Annotated in this window: 13 protein-coding genes and 1 pseudogene; 8 read left to right on the top strand and 6 right to left on the bottom strand. The window is 60.4% G+C overall.

Annotated elements, in window-relative coordinates; translation table 11 throughout:
- Positions 1-44 precede the first annotated feature (44 nt).
- A complete protein-coding gene (locus AC1DIQ_RS00660) occupies positions 45-224 on the top strand; it encodes a hypothetical protein (RefSeq protein ID WP_350463509.1) in 180 nt (59 codons plus the stop codon).
- 69 nt (positions 225-293) lie between these two features.
- Here the strand turns inward: AC1DIQ_RS00660 and AC1DIQ_RS00655 are convergent, their stop codons facing one another.
- The 5 genes from AC1DIQ_RS00655 to AC1DIQ_RS00635 form a co-directional block, all read right to left on the bottom strand.
- The gene (locus AC1DIQ_RS00655; protein ID WP_478049261.1) at positions 294-935 is read right to left on the bottom strand and encodes a response regulator; all 642 of its coding nucleotides are present in this window, start codon (positions 933-935) and stop codon (positions 294-296) included.
- A gap of 685 nt (positions 936-1,620) precedes the next feature.
- Positions 1,621-2,166 carry a cysteine hydrolase family protein gene (locus AC1DIQ_RS00650; protein WP_350463507.1) on the bottom strand — a complete coding sequence of 182 codons (546 nt, stop codon included), beginning with the start codon at positions 2,164-2,166 and terminating at the stop codon, positions 1,621-1,623.
- Between the two features lie 17 nt (positions 2,167-2,183).
- The gene (locus tag AC1DIQ_RS00645) at positions 2,184-2,822 is read right to left on the bottom strand and encodes a DUF6766 family protein (protein WP_478049260.1); all 639 of its coding nucleotides are present in this window, start codon (positions 2,820-2,822) and stop codon (positions 2,184-2,186) included.
- A gap of 530 nt (positions 2,823-3,352) precedes the next feature.
- Positions 3,353-3,847, bottom strand: a complete 495-nt coding sequence (locus AC1DIQ_RS00640; RefSeq protein ID WP_152153263.1) for a YciE/YciF ferroxidase family protein — start codon at positions 3,845-3,847, stop codon at positions 3,353-3,355.
- An 80-nt stretch (positions 3,848-3,927) separates the two neighbouring features.
- Positions 3,928-4,368: a low affinity iron permease family protein gene (locus tag AC1DIQ_RS00635; protein WP_226956667.1), complete on the bottom strand. Its 441-nt coding sequence runs from the start codon at positions 4,366-4,368 to the stop codon at positions 3,928-3,930.
- Positions 4,369-5,040: 672 nt separating this feature from the next.
- Between AC1DIQ_RS00635 and ku the strand changes: the two genes are divergently transcribed.
- The 7 genes and pseudogenes from ku to AC1DIQ_RS00600 all read left to right on the top strand — a co-directional run bounded on the left by ku (position 5,041) and on the right by AC1DIQ_RS00600 (position 12,796).
- Positions 5,041-6,003 carry a non-homologous end joining protein Ku gene (gene ku, locus AC1DIQ_RS00630; protein WP_478049259.1) on the top strand — a complete coding sequence of 321 codons (963 nt, stop codon included), beginning with the start codon at positions 5,041-5,043 and terminating at the stop codon, positions 6,001-6,003.
- A gap of 797 nt (positions 6,004-6,800) precedes the next feature.
- Positions 6,801-6,977, top strand: coding sequence for a DUF3606 domain-containing protein (locus AC1DIQ_RS00625; RefSeq protein WP_350463504.1), 177 nt, complete (start codon positions 6,801-6,803; stop codon positions 6,975-6,977).
- 12 nt (positions 6,978-6,989) lie between these two features.
- Positions 6,990-7,400, top strand: a pseudogene (locus tag AC1DIQ_RS00620) (DNA polymerase ligase N-terminal domain-containing protein); the annotation flags it as partial.
- Between the two features lie 201 nt (positions 7,401-7,601).
- A complete protein-coding gene (gene ligD, locus AC1DIQ_RS00615; RefSeq protein WP_478049504.1) occupies positions 7,602-9,587 on the top strand; it encodes a DNA ligase D in 1,986 nt (661 codons plus the stop codon).
- 41 nt (positions 9,588-9,628) lie between these two features.
- On the top strand, positions 9,629-10,438 hold the full coding sequence (locus AC1DIQ_RS00610) for an OBAP family protein (RefSeq protein ID WP_478049258.1): 810 nt from the start codon (positions 9,629-9,631) through the stop codon (positions 10,436-10,438).
- 131 nt (positions 10,439-10,569) lie between these two features.
- Positions 10,570-12,345 carry a YbhB/YbcL family Raf kinase inhibitor-like protein gene (locus AC1DIQ_RS00605; RefSeq protein ID WP_478049257.1) on the top strand — a complete coding sequence of 592 codons (1,776 nt, stop codon included), beginning with the start codon at positions 10,570-10,572 and terminating at the stop codon, positions 12,343-12,345.
- A gap of 100 nt (positions 12,346-12,445) precedes the next feature.
- Complete coding sequence (locus AC1DIQ_RS00600) at positions 12,446-12,796, top strand: hypothetical protein (protein ID WP_478049256.1); 351 nt, start codon at positions 12,446-12,448, stop codon at positions 12,794-12,796.
- Between the two features lie 364 nt (positions 12,797-13,160).
- On the opposite strand, the gene AC1DIQ_RS00595 is transcribed toward AC1DIQ_RS00600, so the two are convergent.
- Positions 13,161-14,507, bottom strand: coding sequence for a sensor histidine kinase (locus tag AC1DIQ_RS00595; protein ID WP_478049255.1), 1,347 nt, complete (start codon positions 14,505-14,507; stop codon positions 13,161-13,163).
- Positions 14,508-14,511 lie beyond the last annotated feature (4 nt).

Genomic DNA, 14,511 nt, shown 5'->3' with positions numbered 1-14,511 from the left:
TGGGGCCATCGGCTTCATGGTGACGCCGAACGTGGAGAACGATCATGGGAAATCAGAATCAGCAGAGTCCGAATCCGGGTCAGAACCAGCCGGGCCAGCAGAACCAGCCGGGGCAGCAGGGGCAACAGGATCGTGACACCCAGCGCCAGGGGCAGCAGCAGCAGGACCAGAACGACAAACGCGAGCGTTCGGGCCAGCAGGGCAGCAAAGACGAGGAAGAGTAAGTTCTCCTTGCCTGATGGTGTCAGGGCTCGACCGTCTGTGTCGGGCCTTTTTGTTATGCTCAAAAGCTCCTACGCGAGAATTCCCTCATCCCGTGCTACCCGCACCATTTCCAAAGAGGTGCGCACATCAAGTTGGCGCATGATCGCGCGCTTGTGCGATTCCACAGTCCGGGTGGAAAGGTGAAGCCTTTGCGCGACCTCCTGCGCCCTCATGCCCAAGGCCACGTGCTCCAAGACCTGTAGCTGCTTGGTGGTTAGCATCGCCTTTCGCCTTTTGGGCGCACCGGCCGGCGAGACAAGCAAGCTTGCAGCCACATACGTGCAGCCGCCCATGACGCAATCGATCGCTCGGAACAGCTCTTGGCTTCCGCAGCGCCGATGGAGGAATCCCTTCGCGCCGGCCGCCATCGCCCTCGCTACAGTATCTGGGTCAGCCTCTGCAGGAAGGAACATGAAAGCTGGTGCTCGTTGCTCCTGCAGTATTCCCTCCATCAGCTCGATGCAGCCGGAGCCTGGCAGGTAGAGGTCTGTGATGACCAAGCTCGGGCGGACATTGCGGACAACCTCTCGGAAGCGGTCGGCCGTTGATGCAATCGAGACCCTTGAAAAGCTATCTTCCAGCAACTTCGCTATCCCTTCTGCGACCAGGGTGTGCTCGTCGGCCAGCACAAGATTGCCGAATTGCTTTCCCTCGGGCGGGGTCCAGACCATGTCCACTTCAGTGTTCCTCCATAGGGATTGCCACGCTAGCAGACCCGGTCATCGTCCAGGAAGGGTCAGGTCAGGGGCTCTTCGCAATGAGAATCAGAAGGTGGGGCGGGGGCCGACGCAGTGCTGGGCATCTCAGCGAGCAGCCAGAGCAAGAAAGTGCCCTGCTCCAAGCTGGGGAGCAGCTTTTGACCAGATCTGGCTTGGGATTCGAGTTCATCCAAGAAGGCCGTCCCCGCAGCAAAGTCAGTGACAGAAGGCGTAAGGCGCTCTGCGACCGCGGCCAGTTCGGTAGGGTCAAGGCGGGATCCGTCGCACACGAGGGACACTAACCTCGTTTTGCCCAAGCCTGTGAGGCCATGCTGCGGTGGTTTGGCGATGAGCACCCACACCAAGCCCGCCGCCACGAGCTCCATCGATCGTGACGGGGAGGGCCGGAACCCTTGCGCCACCATGCTGAGGTCAGCCATCAATTCAAGCTGTTCTTCTTCGAACTCCAACGGTCTGCTCCTATAAGGTAGGAGAAAATGTGCCACCTGTTGCAGTCCCCATCAAGCGCCTCCTTCAACGGAAGGCGGAGCTGTCAGGAGATGAGGGGCAGATGTTCTACCCCGGCTGGCGGAGGCCCCTCGGTCCAAGCCTGCCTGGATCGCCGGCAACGGGCATTCGCCGGCAACGTGCCTTGGTCCTAGCGGAGGTAGCGCTCTATCGGCACGAGCCTCGCTGCCTGGGCATCTTCGAGCAGCTGCAGCGCTCTGGCCTTCCTGGCTCCTATTCCGGCGACGGCCTCGGGAATAAGAACAGTCTCGTATTCTCGGGAATTGCTGTCAAAGCAGGTCGAGGCTATACAGGAGTCTGCGGCCATCCCGCACACCACCAACTGATTGCATCCCAACTTCGCGAGAAGGACAGCTAAGGGGGTTGCGAGAAACGCGGAGTGCTTGGGCTTCAGAACAAAGTAGTCATCCGCGCTGGGACGGAGCAGCGTCGCAATTTTTGCGGAGATGCCGTCCGTGACCAAGCACTCTTGGACGAGTTCTTTGAAATCCATCTGCCAATTTGCAAAGTTGTCATTGGCGTAGATGACCGGCTTCTCTTCGTCTTTGAAGCGCTGTCGAAGCCGGGCGATAGCCTTTGCGGCGCTCAGAGCGCTGTCCTGGATCAGGTCCGCCTCGGGGAAATCAAATCGGCTAAACATGTCAACGATCAGCAGGGCGGGCATCGGCTTCTTCATGGGGATTCCTAAGTCGTTCAATCGCCCGTTTGGCTGTGGGGTGCGGCCATGGGCTTGGACTGAGGCGAGTCCTTCTGACGAAGGAAGATCGTCAATATCACCAGCGACAACACGGCGAGGAACTCGCTCTGCCAGTTTTGGAACGACTCAAACCAAAAGCTGCTGCTCCAAAGGTGCTCCCAGCACGTCGGAGCAGGGAGTCCTTTGGACAGCATTTCTTCAACTTCCGCGTGCCAGCTGCCGGCCAAGTGAAGAGAGAAGCTCATAGCAAATAGGAGGCCAAAGGCGATCGCCAAGGAATGGCCATACAGCGCCTTCCACACGCCCCCGCGACGAACCGGCCACGGCGTAGGTCCGTCCTCTACACGCTCCTCCTCCTCATCGGGCGACAAGGGCCGAGACTCTGCTGATCCCTTTTGGCGAAGGGTGACGGTCAGAAGCACATACATCCCCATCTGCAAGAACTCGCTTTCCCAATTCTCAAAGGTAGCGCTGACGAAGTGACCGCTGTGCAGATACTGCCACAGGCCCAAAAGCGGCCTGTGCGCCTCCCGCAACTCCTCATTGTGCGCCAAGAAACCGGTCCAGACCTGTCCCGCCAGGAAGCAAAGGAGCAGAAAAAGCAAAACTATCGATAATCCGTTTCTCTTCCACATGACCGATGCTACCCAAATAGTGCGGTTGCTAGGCCGCAGGGTGTTGAATCCGCTGCGCGTAGGGGCGCCGTGGCTTTGAGGAAAGGCGACACCGTGGCGCCGCCTTTTTTGATCAGCTCCCGAAGCCTGGTGTTTTCCCTGTGCTGCCGACTTGCCCGAAGTTGGGCTGGGTGCTTCCAGAGCGCTCCGGGATGCCCTCAGCCTCTCCTTCGCCCGCTTTGCCGCCCTTACCGTGACCGCGCTGGTTATAGCCAGCGTTCTCCGCTTCCAACGAGCTAGGGTCACCTTCCTCCGCCGGCGGCTTGGCAGGCACGAACGGTGAGATAGGGTCGCTCGCTGGGAATGTCTCCTCCAACGCCTCCTCATGGTTGCGGTGGGTGCGTGCCTCTCGGGCTCGTTGCTCTTGAGGCGTTTCTTTCGCGCTGTGTTCCCCCAGAAGAGGCGGGTCTTTTTGATCTCTTTCCACGGCTGGCTCCTGAAAAGTGCAGGCAACACGAAATGCTGCCGCAGCGGTGCGGCAGCGCTCGGAACTAGGCGGCCGCAGCAGCCGCGTTCCCGCCGGACTGCGCCAGCAGGGTAAGCTTTTCGTCGGTCGCCTTCTCTTCTTCAAGGGTCTCGAGAAGAAGCGGAATCGCGGCCTTGTAGCCCAGCTGCTTGGCCAACGCGGCGATGGTGCCGTAGGATGCAATTTCGTAGTGTTCCACCTTTTGCGCCCCGCCGATCAAGGCCGCGTCGCGGACCGGCCCTTCTTCAATGCTGTCGATCGCTTCTTTGCCTTCCTCGACAAGCCCCTCCATCGCGGCACACTTGATGCGCTTGAGACGGATCCCCAGCAGTTCAACGACCTTGTCGATGCGCTCGATCTGCCCTTGCGTTTCCTCCAGATGAGTCTCGAAGGCGGTGGCAAGGTCCGGATTGGAGGCCGCGCGAGCCAAGCGAGGCAGGGCTTTGGTGAGCTGCTTCTCAGCGCTGTAGATGTCAGACAACTCGTGGATGAAGAGGTCTTCGGCAGTCTTAATCGCCATGTCAGCGGTTCCTAGAGTGGGTGGGTGTTAGACGCTATGCTTCGCGACGTTAGTTTCGATCGGGTTGGCGTGAAGGGGTACTACACACCGGCGGGTTCCTCTTCCTCGCACGCCCCAGGCATGCAGCGGTCTTTCTTGGCCTTCAGGTGAGCGGCCGTCTTTGCGAGCTGCTCGTAACGCTGGCGGATCTCCTCCAACCTGTCTTGGTCCATTTCCTCAAGATTGAGCAGTTCGTCGTTCGCGTTGTGCGTGACGCGGATCAATTCGTCAAGCTTGATATGAATGGCCGCAGTGTCTGCGTTTTGGGTGTGTTGGATCAGGAAAACCATCAGGAACGTTACGATCGTCGTGCCCGTATTGATGACCAGCTGCCAAGTGTTGTTGAAACGAAACAGCGGGCCGCTCCCTGCCCATACGACGACAACACCCAAGGCGGCTACAAATGCACTCAGCGATCCGGAAGCCTTGGAAACGCTACAAGCAACCCGGTTAAAAAAGACGTTTCCCATTTGCTCATTCATCGAGGGGTGGTGGCAGGACCATAGGAACTCTCTCGTCTTCGCTTGGTGAGCGTTATGGCAAAGAAAAGGCAAGAACCTAAATAGTTCAGGTCCGGGTGCACCACGTCACGGTTCACAGCACCAAACCGCGAGTTAAGGTTTTTTTTACATTGCTATCGCCTGACTGTGACAGCCGAGGAACGAGGCTGAACTCCTGAGCGGAATGAGGGCCGGGTCATGACTCCTGCCATCGTGCGTCGACTTGAGATCTGGGCCTCAATGAAGGGTTTTCGCTGTCTTACGGTGCGTGACGCGGCGGAGCATCTTCAGGAGTTGGTGCCCGGATTCCCGGGACTAGGGGACGGGCCGACGAAGGTCTCGCCCGACGGTTGTCGTTGGTTTGACCACGAGATGGAGGCAGTAGCAGACGCCATCTACCAAGCCGTGAGCTGCTCAAGCGATTTGGAAGAGACCTTGGAAAGCGATGACTGGGACGTGGATCGCGACACTTCAGGAAGGTGGTCCGTTCCAGGGATCTGTCGGCGGGAGTGGCCAGTCAAACGCCCGCTCTTGCCGCCCTCTCGGCAAGGCTGGTTTCTGCGGTGAGCCACGCCTTGGCGCACCGTTCACGGATACGCGATGGTAGGGGCGATAGAAGGAGGGAACGGCCGGACCACGGCCACAAGGATTGCTATGGCCAGGCCTATCTGGAGTGGATCGCTGTCGTTTGGTCTCCTCAACATTCCGGTATCGCTGATGTCAGGGGAGCGCCGAACTGATCTCAGCTTCCGGATGCTCGACTCCCGAGACAAGAAGCCGATTCGATTTGAGCGGGTAAACGCTGACACCGGCGAAGAAGTACCGTGGAAGGACATTGTCAAAGCCTTTGAATACGACAAGGGAAGCTACGTTGTCGTGGAGAAGGAAGACATTGCCGCTGCGGCCCCCGAGACCCACGAATCCGTGGACGTAGAGGCGTTCGTCGACGCATCCAGCATCGGTCTGCGGTTCTTCGAAAAGCCTTACATCCTAGTCCCGGGAAAGAAGGCCGAGAAGGGCTATGTCTTGCTTCGGGAAACGCTGAGGGACACAGGAAAGGTCGGTATCGCCCGAGTGGTGATTCGCACCCGCGAATACCTGTGCGCGGTCATGCCTGAAGGTGACGCCTTGGTCCTCATCCTGCTTCGATATCCTCAGGAATTGGTAGCACCGGATGACTGCAAGTTGCCGGCTGGACAGACGGGTGATTACAGGATCGCTCCCAAAGAAATGGAGATGGCTAAGCAGTTGATCAACTCGATGACCAGCGAGTGGGCCCCGGAGAGCTATCACGACGAGTTCCGCGAAAGGCTTTCGGCAATCATTCAAAAGCGGGTCAAAGATGTAGGCGCCACAACCAAGTTTGAAGAACCCGCGCATCAAGAAGACACCGCCACGAACGTGGTTGATTTCATGTCTCTCTTGCAGAAAAGCCTGGAGACGAACAAGCGCACGCCCGCCAAGAGTGTTCCCGTAAAGGCGGCCTCCAAGGCTCAAGCAAAATCGGGAAAGGAGGAGGAAAAGCGTGCGCCGCCAAAGAAGGCCGCCAAGAAGGCCTCCCTCAAGAAGGCTTCTCCCAAGAAGACACCGGTCAAGAGGGCGCGCAGGTCTGCCTGAATGGCGCACATTAAGGCAGTGGACGGTCTCTGGCTCACGCGACGCGCACGCCGCAGCGTCATCGGATGTAGGCCGCTTACCCCGAGGCTGCCGGTGTTTTTCGTCTCCGAAAGGTCGGCTGCGTTGTGGGTTAACGCGGCATTGGCGTCCATTGCACATAATCTCCTCCTTCTATCCGGAGGAAGCAGCCATGGTCGCGACATCTAAGCCTGTTCCAACGCCAAAAGTCGTGCGCGTCGAAGCAGTGCCGGTTGAGGTGGGAGGCGCTGGCGTAGTGGTGGAGCTTGACGCCCCGGTGCCTAGGCGGTGGCTGAAGGCCCTCAAGAGGGAGATGTCTCGCGCGGAAGGGATGCAACTAGCGTCGGCGAAGTTTTATGGCTGCTTCGTCTATATCCATGGCGTGGCCTTAGACCCCCCAAGCGCGGCGAGGCGGGTAAGCGGAATGCTTGCTACAGTCCAAGCGGGCTGAATTTCGGAAGATTTGCATTAACCTGCGGCGACCAGATCGCTCCATCCGAAAAGTCACCTTCCCCGAGATCTTTTCGCGGAGCATGCCCCGCCTTCTGCCCCGAACTGGTCGATCGTCTGCAAGTGCCACGCTCACCAAGCCTTTAAGCAGTGCCCTTGCCCGGCCTTGCCTGCTGGTGTGTCTAGTCGAGCTAGGACCTTATATGGATGCAGCGAAGTGGCGACGAGCTGCCGGAGGAGTAGGTGTGAAGGGGTGGGCAACGTCAATTCACGGGGACCCGACGGGCGCAGGGCTAGAAACGGGCTACTTGCCAAGGAGTAACAACACCATGAGCGACGACAAAAAGAAGACTGGATCACCCGATCGCGATCGCATCAACGTCAATGAGGAATACGAGCTCCAGTATTGGACGAAGGCCTTGGGCGCCACGGCTGCGCAGCTCAGGGAAGCGGTCAAGGCCGTTGGCCCGACCTCGGCGGCGGTTCGTAAGCACCTGGGTAAGTGACGGGCGCGGGGCATGTCCCTCACCGAATACCGCCGCAAGCGCAGCTTTAGCAAGACCAAGGAGCCCGAACCCGGCAAGGCACTACCCCCCGGGCAGCGAGCCATTTTTGTCGTTCAGTTGCATCATGCCAGCCGTCGTCACTACGACTTCCGCCTCCAAGTCGGTGACGCGCTGAAGAGTTGGGCCGTGCCCAAAGGGCCAAGCTACGACCCGAAGGTCAAGCGGATGGCCGTTGAGGTGGAAGATCATCCCGTCGACTACGCCAGCTTCGAAGGCGACATCCCGAAGGGCGAATATGGCGGGGGTCACGTCGCCCAGTTTGATCACGGGGTCTGGGCCACCGAAGGGGATCCCGAGGCCCAACTTGCCAAAGGGCATCTGCGCTTCGAACTGTTCGGTTCCAAGCTCAAAGGCGGATGGCACCTGGTCCGGTCCGGCAAGCCGGCGCGCCAACCGCAGTGGCTTCTCTTCAAGGAGGCCGATGCCTACGCCAGCCAGGTCGAAGCCGATGACCTGTTGGGCGATGTCGCCGCGCCCCCTGCCGCAGACCTCAAACGGGCCGGCAGCGGGAAGCCCGACAAGAAGCGGCTCAGGGCGATCCCCTTCGCAAAACCCGCTCGACGCGTGGATTGGGCCAAGAGGGCGTTGGCGCTGACCAGTGGTAAAAAGGCCGAGGCCCCCCAAGGCCCGTTTGAACCCCAGTTGGCCAAGCTGGGCGACTTGCCACCCAAGGGTGACCAATGGGTTCATGAGATCAAATGGGACGGCTACCGGATCCTGGCCACGGTGGCGGAAGGCGAGGTTCGCTTGTGGTCGCGAAACGCGTTGGAATGGACCAACAAGATTCCCGAGATACGTGACGCCGTCGCTGCACTTAGTTTGAAATCCGCCGCCCTGGACGGGGAGTTGATCGCGGGGCGCGGGACGAAGGAAGACTTCAATCTGCTTCAAGCCACCCTATCTGGCGAGCGCCAGGGTGCGCTGTCGTATGCGCTCTTTGATCTTCTGCATATTAATGGCGTGGACATCGCGGATGCGCCGCTGCTGGAACGAAAGGCGCTGTTGGAAGACGTCCTGAAGGGAGCCCCGACCCATTTGGCCATGAGCTCGCACATCGCCGGCGATGGGGAGGCGGCCTACCGTTTGGCGGGTGAGCAGCATTTCGAGGGCATCATCTCCAAGCGCGCCGATCGCGGCTACCACGGCGGCCGAGGCGAGGATTGGAAGAAGACCAAGCAGTTGGCCAGCGACGAATTTGCCGTGGTCGGCTACACGGCACCCAAAGGAAGCCGCACTGGTTTCGGATCGTTGCTACTGGCCAAGCCCGACCCCAAGCATGGGTGGCTCTACGTGGGGCGCGTCGGCTCGGGGTTTTCGGACACCCTGATCGGGGAGCTGACGGCGCTGATCGGCACCGCCAGCGGGAAGAAGCCCACCGCACATGTCCCAACGACAGAGACCGACTTGCGGGCCGCCACCTGGTTTGCGCCCCGGTTTGTCGTCGAGGTCTTTTACCGAGGCATTGGCGGGCAACAATTGCTGCGCCAAGCGTCGCTGAAAGCGGTGCGGCCCGACAAAGACGTGGCCGATCTGAAGGACTCAGATCGGAGCAACGATTCCGGCGGCGGTGCTGTATCTGCCAAGCCGAACAGACGTGGAAAGCAAGCCGTCACCAAACCCGAGCGCGGTGTTGCCGTCAAACCCACGAACAGAAAGGGCAGGGCGGATGCCGGAGAGCGGGTTCCCCCAAAGCTCTCAAGCCCGGCCAAGGTCATCTTCCCCGACATCAAGGCCACCAAGCAGGATGTGTGGGACTACTACAGCGCGGTTATGGACCATCTGCTGCCTGAGATCGTTGGGCGTCCACTGTCGATCATCCGCTGCCCAGCTGGCACCGGCCGGCCGTGCTTCTTCCAGAAACACCACACTGCGGGTCTGGAGTTGGTCAGTTCGGTGAAGCTCAAGGAAGACAGCGGGATCAATGCCTACTACCTGGTGGTCGAAGACGCCGCCAGTCTCTTGGAGCTTGTGCAGTTCAACGCCTTGGAGTTCCACCCTTGGGGCAGCCACGCCGATTCGCCCGACCGCGCCGATCGTGTGGTGTTCGATCTTGACCCGGGCCCAGACGTGCCGTTCTCCGAGGTCAAGAAAGCTGCAACCGACATAAGGAAGCTCCTTCAGCAGTTGGAGCTGGAGTCCTTCCTGCGCGTTTCCGGAGGCAAAGGTTTGCACGTGGTGGTGCCGTTGAATCCGGGATGCGATTGGGATCTGACCAAGCGGTTTGCCCATGGATTCGCAGACGCTTTGGCACAGTCCGAGCCGCAGCGATTCTTAGCGACGTCGACCAAAAGCCTGCGCAACAAACGCATCTTCGTCGACTACCTGCGCAACGGCCGAGGGGCTACCGCCGTGGCGTCCTATTCCTTGCGAGGCAGGCCTGGCGCGCCGGTGGCAATGCCCATCGCGTGGAGCGAGCTGTCGAAGCTCACCCGGTCCGATAGCTTCACCATGAAGGACGTGCCCGCCAAGCTCAAACGCAGGCGCAAGGATCCTTGGGAAGGTATCGAATCAATCCAACAGAACTTGGCACGGTGGGCACAGGACGACTGATCCCACTTACCAGCTGCCGTTGCTTTTCAGGAGGAATCACTATGCGTCGATCTATCGTTTGCGCCGCCGTCGCGCTTGTCCTGTCTGCGTGCGGCGGTGGGAACACAGAGTCCAGCGTCCAAGCGCCCGGGGCCGAAGAAAGCGCGAAGACCAAAGCGCTCGAGACCGGGGCGGCCGTGCTGCAGGACCGGCCTCCGGTCGACGCCATCAACGCCTATCTGGACGGGTTCCATTTCTACAACGGCCAGATGAAGGTCCAAATGGAGGCTCACCACTACTGCTCCATCCTCAACGAGGATGTCATCCAGTGCACGATCTACGATGGCAATGTGAAAGACGCCAAGTTGATGGGGGTGGAATACATCATCAGTGAGAAGCTGTTTGCGGGCCTTCCTGAACAGGAAAAAGCGCTGTGGCACAGCCACGTTCAAGAGGTGAAATCCGGTCAGCTCATTGCGCCAGGGATTCCCGAGGCGGCCGAGCATGCGCTGATGGAGAAGCTCATCCACACGTATGGCAAGACTTGGCACACCTGGCACACAGACCTGGACAAGGACCTGCCCCGAGGCATGCCGCAGCTGATGATGGGGTTCACCGCAGACGGCCAGGCGGACCCAGCCATGGTCGCTGCCCGTGACGCAAGGTTGGGCGTCAGTAGTGAGGACAAGCGGAAGCGCCGTGCCGACATCGGAGCGCCCCCCATCGATGCGGGCGCCGATGCGTGGCAGAAGGGGAAGGTCATCCAGATCGAGGACCCGACCGCTGCTCATGCTCACGCTGGCAAGGACAAGCCCGAGGCGCCGTCGGACCCGGATGCAAACGCAACGTCTACGGGAACTTCCCACAAGTAGGGTGAAACGCCGTCAGGTCTGAGACCTTCGGAATATGGACGGATCACGCGGCGCTCGCATTGCTTTCGCGGTCGGTTGATCGGTGCGGGACGATCCTTCAGGTCCCAGTTAACCTTTTGGAACGCTCGCCCATGAAACGGACCCTCGTATGCGCCGCCCTGCTCACGACGTTAGCGTGGCCGGCCCTTGCTCAGCAGGGCGACGGGACGGATGTCCCCGCCCGGGTCAATACGTTCAAACCCGACAAGGTTCCGGCGACCGACGAGCGCATCGCCGGCCTAAAGGTGCCCCAAGGCTTCGAGGCAAAAGCCTTCGCCAAGGAACTTCAGAACATCCGCATCATTGCCGTGGCGCCCAGCGGCGACATTTACGTTTCCCGCCGTGACCAAGGGGACGTGTTGTTGCTAAAGGACGCCAACGAGGATGGAGTCTTGGATGAAGCCCCGCGGACCGTGGCCCACCGTCCGAGTGTCCATGGATTGGCCATCGGCGACGGCCACCTCTACATGGCCACGGCGACCGAAGTGTTCCGGGCGCCTCTCAACCCCGATGGGTCTTTGGGAGCCATTGAGCGAATCATCAATGATCTCCCGGACGGCGGGCAGCACCCCAACCGGACGTTGGCGTTCGGCCCTGACGGCATGCTGTATATCAGCGTGGGTTCCTCGTGCAACGCCTGCAATGAATCCAATCCTGAGCACGCGACCCTGTTGCGCGCCTCGCCGGACGGCAAGAGCCGCACGATCTTTGCGAGTGGACTGCGCAACACCTCGGGCTTCGCTTGGGATCCGAAGACCGGCGAACTGTGGGGGATGGATCACGGCATTGATTTCCTTGGCGACGACGTGCAACCGGAGGAACTCAACCACATCGTCAAAGGCAAGCAGTATGGTTGGCCGCATATCTGGGGCAAGGATGGGCAGAATCCACAGAGCACGCCTCTAGGGGAAATCACGAAGGCCCAGTGGACTCAGATGAGCGAACCCATGGTCTTGGGCTATACCGCGCATGCGGCCCCCATGCAGCTGGTCTTCTACACGGGTAACCAGTATCCCGCTGCCTTCCGAGGTGACGCGTTCGTCACCATGCGGGGGTCATGGAATCGGAAGCCGGCCTCGGGCTATGAGGTTGTGCGGATTCGGTTCCGCAACGGGCAGCCGACCGCATTCGAGCCCTTCCTCAGCGGATTCCTGACCGATGAAGGCCGGACCCATTTCGCACGCCCCGTGGGCTTGGCCGTCACGCGGGGCGGGGCACTCTTGGTGGGTGACGACGCCAACGGCATTATTTACCGCGTGAGCTACAGCGCTGGAAAGGCCGCTCCCGCTGCCTCCGCCGCCATCCCGGCGCAGTCCCTTGAAAAGCAGGTGGCGACCGGAAACGGCGTCCCGTTAGCCCTCGATCGCGTGGCGCAGGCCCCCGCGGTTGCCGTCCAGTCCCCGGCCTTCCAGGCCGGTCAGGCGCTCTCCTCTCGATTCAGCGCGTATCACGAAGGGCTGTCGCCGCCGCTGATGTGGGATGCAGTGCAGAAAGCGGTGACCTACGTGGTGATTGTCGAGGACCCGGACTCCACGCCCATCAAGCCGTTCGTGCATTGGGTTGCTTGGAACATCCCCGCATCCGTGACCAGCTTGCCGGAGGGCGTCCAAGTCCAGCCCCGGCTGACCAACCCGGCAGGGCTCCTCCAAGGCGCAACCAGCCGCGGTTCCGTAGGCTACTACGGGCCCAGGCCCCCGGTGGGCGACCCGCCACACCACTATCACTTCCAGGTGCTGGCGCTGGACAGGACACTCGACGTTCGTCCGGGCGCGACGCGGGATGAGGTCCTTAAGGCCGCGGCGGGACACGTCTTGGCAAAAGGCGTCGTCGTCGGCACGTATCAACAGAGCGATGCGCCGCTGAAGTGAAACAACCGCGATAGCCCCCGGGCATGCGCCCCATTGGGCTGAAATCCAATGGGGCGCGATGAGCCAGGGAAAGGACAGCGCTTCGCGATATCATATGACCATGAGCAGTGCATCCCCAGATACCGGTGCGCCCAGACTTCTGGGCTTCGACGTCCCTGATCTACAGGAAAACGTTGATCAAACGGAAGACGAGGCGATCGTTGCCATGCTGGACGTGGCGCCGCATCCCAGCTGGCTTGCCCTGTTCGACGCGCGTATTGATGCGTTGAAGAACGACTTGGGCGTCGCCGGGGTGGAAGTCGACGGCGCCTCCATCCGCTTCTACGGCTCCATTTCAGACGGAAGGCGATTGGCGACTGCGGTGGCGTCGCTGATCAACGACGTGACGTTGGACTACCGATCCCAATCCAGTGCAAACCGTGGACCCTTGGGTCCGCCCGATCCAGTCTAGGCGAACAGCTCCGCAAGCAACGCCGGCCTAAGAAGCGCTCGTCCCATGCCGGCGCGCGAAGTCCTCAAATCGGACTAGGCTGATGGCTTGGTGCTCGCCACACTTGGGACAGCGGAGCGTGGCACCGCCATCCAAGGGTTCAAGCCCTTGAGCGGGCGTGGCTGTGAACGCCGCACTGCATTGAAGGCAGCGACAAAAAACCCTTGTCAACTCCAAGAGTCGGTCGTCCTCACTTCTCAAACCTTCAACATCCAGAAGGTGGAAACGACCTGTATTGGGCACTGTTGCTCTCTCTCTAGTAGGCGGGCAGGACGGAACGCATGGCGTTTGGGCTAACACTCCCGCCTTGGTCGCCCGAGAATACTCAGTGCGGTAGGTCGAGTTGAGACTCAAGTGGCGGGTTTGTATCCACGACAAATCGCGCACCTCTGTCTTGGGGTGCATCATAACGGAGAGCCCATCCGTGGGAGGTGCAGATTTCCAAGCAGATCGCCAATCCAAGTCCAGCCCCCGTGCTGTCCCGCGGCTTGGCTCGCCAGAAACGCTTGAACAACAGGGGCTGCTGCGAAGGGGCTACGCCGGGGCCGTCGTCCTGCACGGAGAAGCCCCCAAGGAATAATTCGATGCGCACTCGACCGCCCAGGGGCGCATGGTGGATGGCGTTTTCAATCAGATTCTTGGCCAGCACAAACACCGCCGACGCATCCGCCAGCACCGGCATTTGCCCGCATTGGTCGTTCACTTCAACCGTCACCGTGCGTTGTTCGGCCATGCGTATCAGGTAGTCGGCCGCATCCTGAAGGATCGCCGCAAGGCGAACCGACTCGAAGCTGTAGTTGTGGGCCTCGCTCACTTCCGCCAGATGCAGCAGCTGATGGATCTGGCGCGCCATATGCCCGGCGTCCTGCAGCAGCAGTTCCCTATTGGGCGCGTTGCTCAGCTCAATCTCCGCGGTTAGCAGGGACAGGGGCGTCTTCAGTTCATGCGCCGCCGCAGCCAGGAACTCCTGTTGAACCCGAAAGCCGTTTTCCAGCCGGGCGAGGGCGCCATTGAAGGCCTCCAGCAACGGAATGACTTCGGCGGGAAGCCCCTCGCTGCGGAGCCGGGTTCCTAAACTTCTGGGGTTCACCTGCGCGGCGACCGCCGAGACCTCCCTGAGAGGAGCGATCATTCGCCTAATGGTCCAATACACCACGATCGCGAAGGTCAAGAGCGCCAAGAGCAGCGTCGTCAAGCCCGCCCTGAGGTAGAGTGTGCCCGCGTAGTCACTGAGTGTCAGCACGAGCCGATCACTGCGCGCCACCCGGACAACGTAGCGATGGCCTTGGAGGTCCACTGGGCCTTGCATCACTCGAAGACGAACGACCGTCCCATTGCTCGGCACCATCATCGATTCAGAGCCTGTAGGCAGCGCTGTCAGGGCATCCAAGGCCGGGCCGGGCGAGCTTTGGAGGACAGTGTTTCCGGCACTATCGACGATGCAATAGGCAGAGTCCTTGGTCATGGCGTCGTAAGCGTTGACGTTCTGTGGCTTCAAGTCGACGAAGAACTTCCCTTTCGCATCTCTTCTTATTCCTTCGATCAGGTGATCAAGCTCCTCTTGCAGTTCCGTGCGAAGTAAACGCTCAGGCAGCTTGGGAGATGTCATGGCGAGCATGACCAAGATGGCAGCCACTGCGGCGACCAACACCGCCAGCATGGTGCCGATCATCAAG

It is taken from the genome of Stenotrophomonas sp. 05L413, assembly GCF_056397945.1.
The sequence above is the reverse complement of the archived record's forward strand: the minus strand, read 5'-3'. Positions and strand labels throughout refer to the sequence as shown.

What these genes read in the sequence shown, in the direction of transcription:
- AC1DIQ_RS00625 (WP_350463504.1), top strand. Translation starts at nt 6,801, where the DNA reads ATGAGCGACGACAAAAAGAAGACTGGATCACCCGATCGCGATCGCATC.
- AC1DIQ_RS00595 (WP_478049255.1), bottom strand. Translation starts at nt 14,507, where the DNA reads ATGATCGGCACCATGCTGGCGGTGTTGGTCGCCGCAGTGGCTGCCATC.
- AC1DIQ_RS00635 (WP_226956667.1), bottom strand. Translation starts at nt 4,368, where the DNA reads ATGAATGAGCAAATGGGAAACGTCTTTTTTAACCGGGTTGCTTGTAGC.
- AC1DIQ_RS00655 (WP_478049261.1), bottom strand. Translation starts at nt 935, where the DNA reads ATGGTCTGGACCCCGCCCGAGGGAAAGCAATTCGGCAATCTTGTGCTG.
- AC1DIQ_RS00610 (WP_478049258.1), top strand. Translation starts at nt 9,629, where the DNA reads ATGCGTCGATCTATCGTTTGCGCCGCCGTCGCGCTTGTCCTGTCTGCG.
- AC1DIQ_RS00605 (WP_478049257.1), top strand. Translation starts at nt 10,570, where the DNA reads ATGAAACGGACCCTCGTATGCGCCGCCCTGCTCACGACGTTAGCGTGG.
- ku (WP_478049259.1), top strand. Translation starts at nt 5,041, where the DNA reads ATGGCCAGGCCTATCTGGAGTGGATCGCTGTCGTTTGGTCTCCTCAAC.
- AC1DIQ_RS00645 (WP_478049260.1), bottom strand. Translation starts at nt 2,822, where the DNA reads ATGTGGAAGAGAAACGGATTATCGATAGTTTTGCTTTTTCTGCTCCTT.
- AC1DIQ_RS00650 (WP_350463507.1), bottom strand. Translation starts at nt 2,166, where the DNA reads ATGAAGAAGCCGATGCCCGCCCTGCTGATCGTTGACATGTTTAGCCGA.
- AC1DIQ_RS00600 (WP_478049256.1), top strand. Translation starts at nt 12,446, where the DNA reads ATGAGCAGTGCATCCCCAGATACCGGTGCGCCCAGACTTCTGGGCTTC.
- AC1DIQ_RS00640 (WP_152153263.1), bottom strand. Translation starts at nt 3,847, where the DNA reads ATGGCGATTAAGACTGCCGAAGACCTCTTCATCCACGAGTTGTCTGAC.
- AC1DIQ_RS00660 (WP_350463509.1), top strand. Translation starts at nt 45, where the DNA reads ATGGGAAATCAGAATCAGCAGAGTCCGAATCCGGGTCAGAACCAGCCG.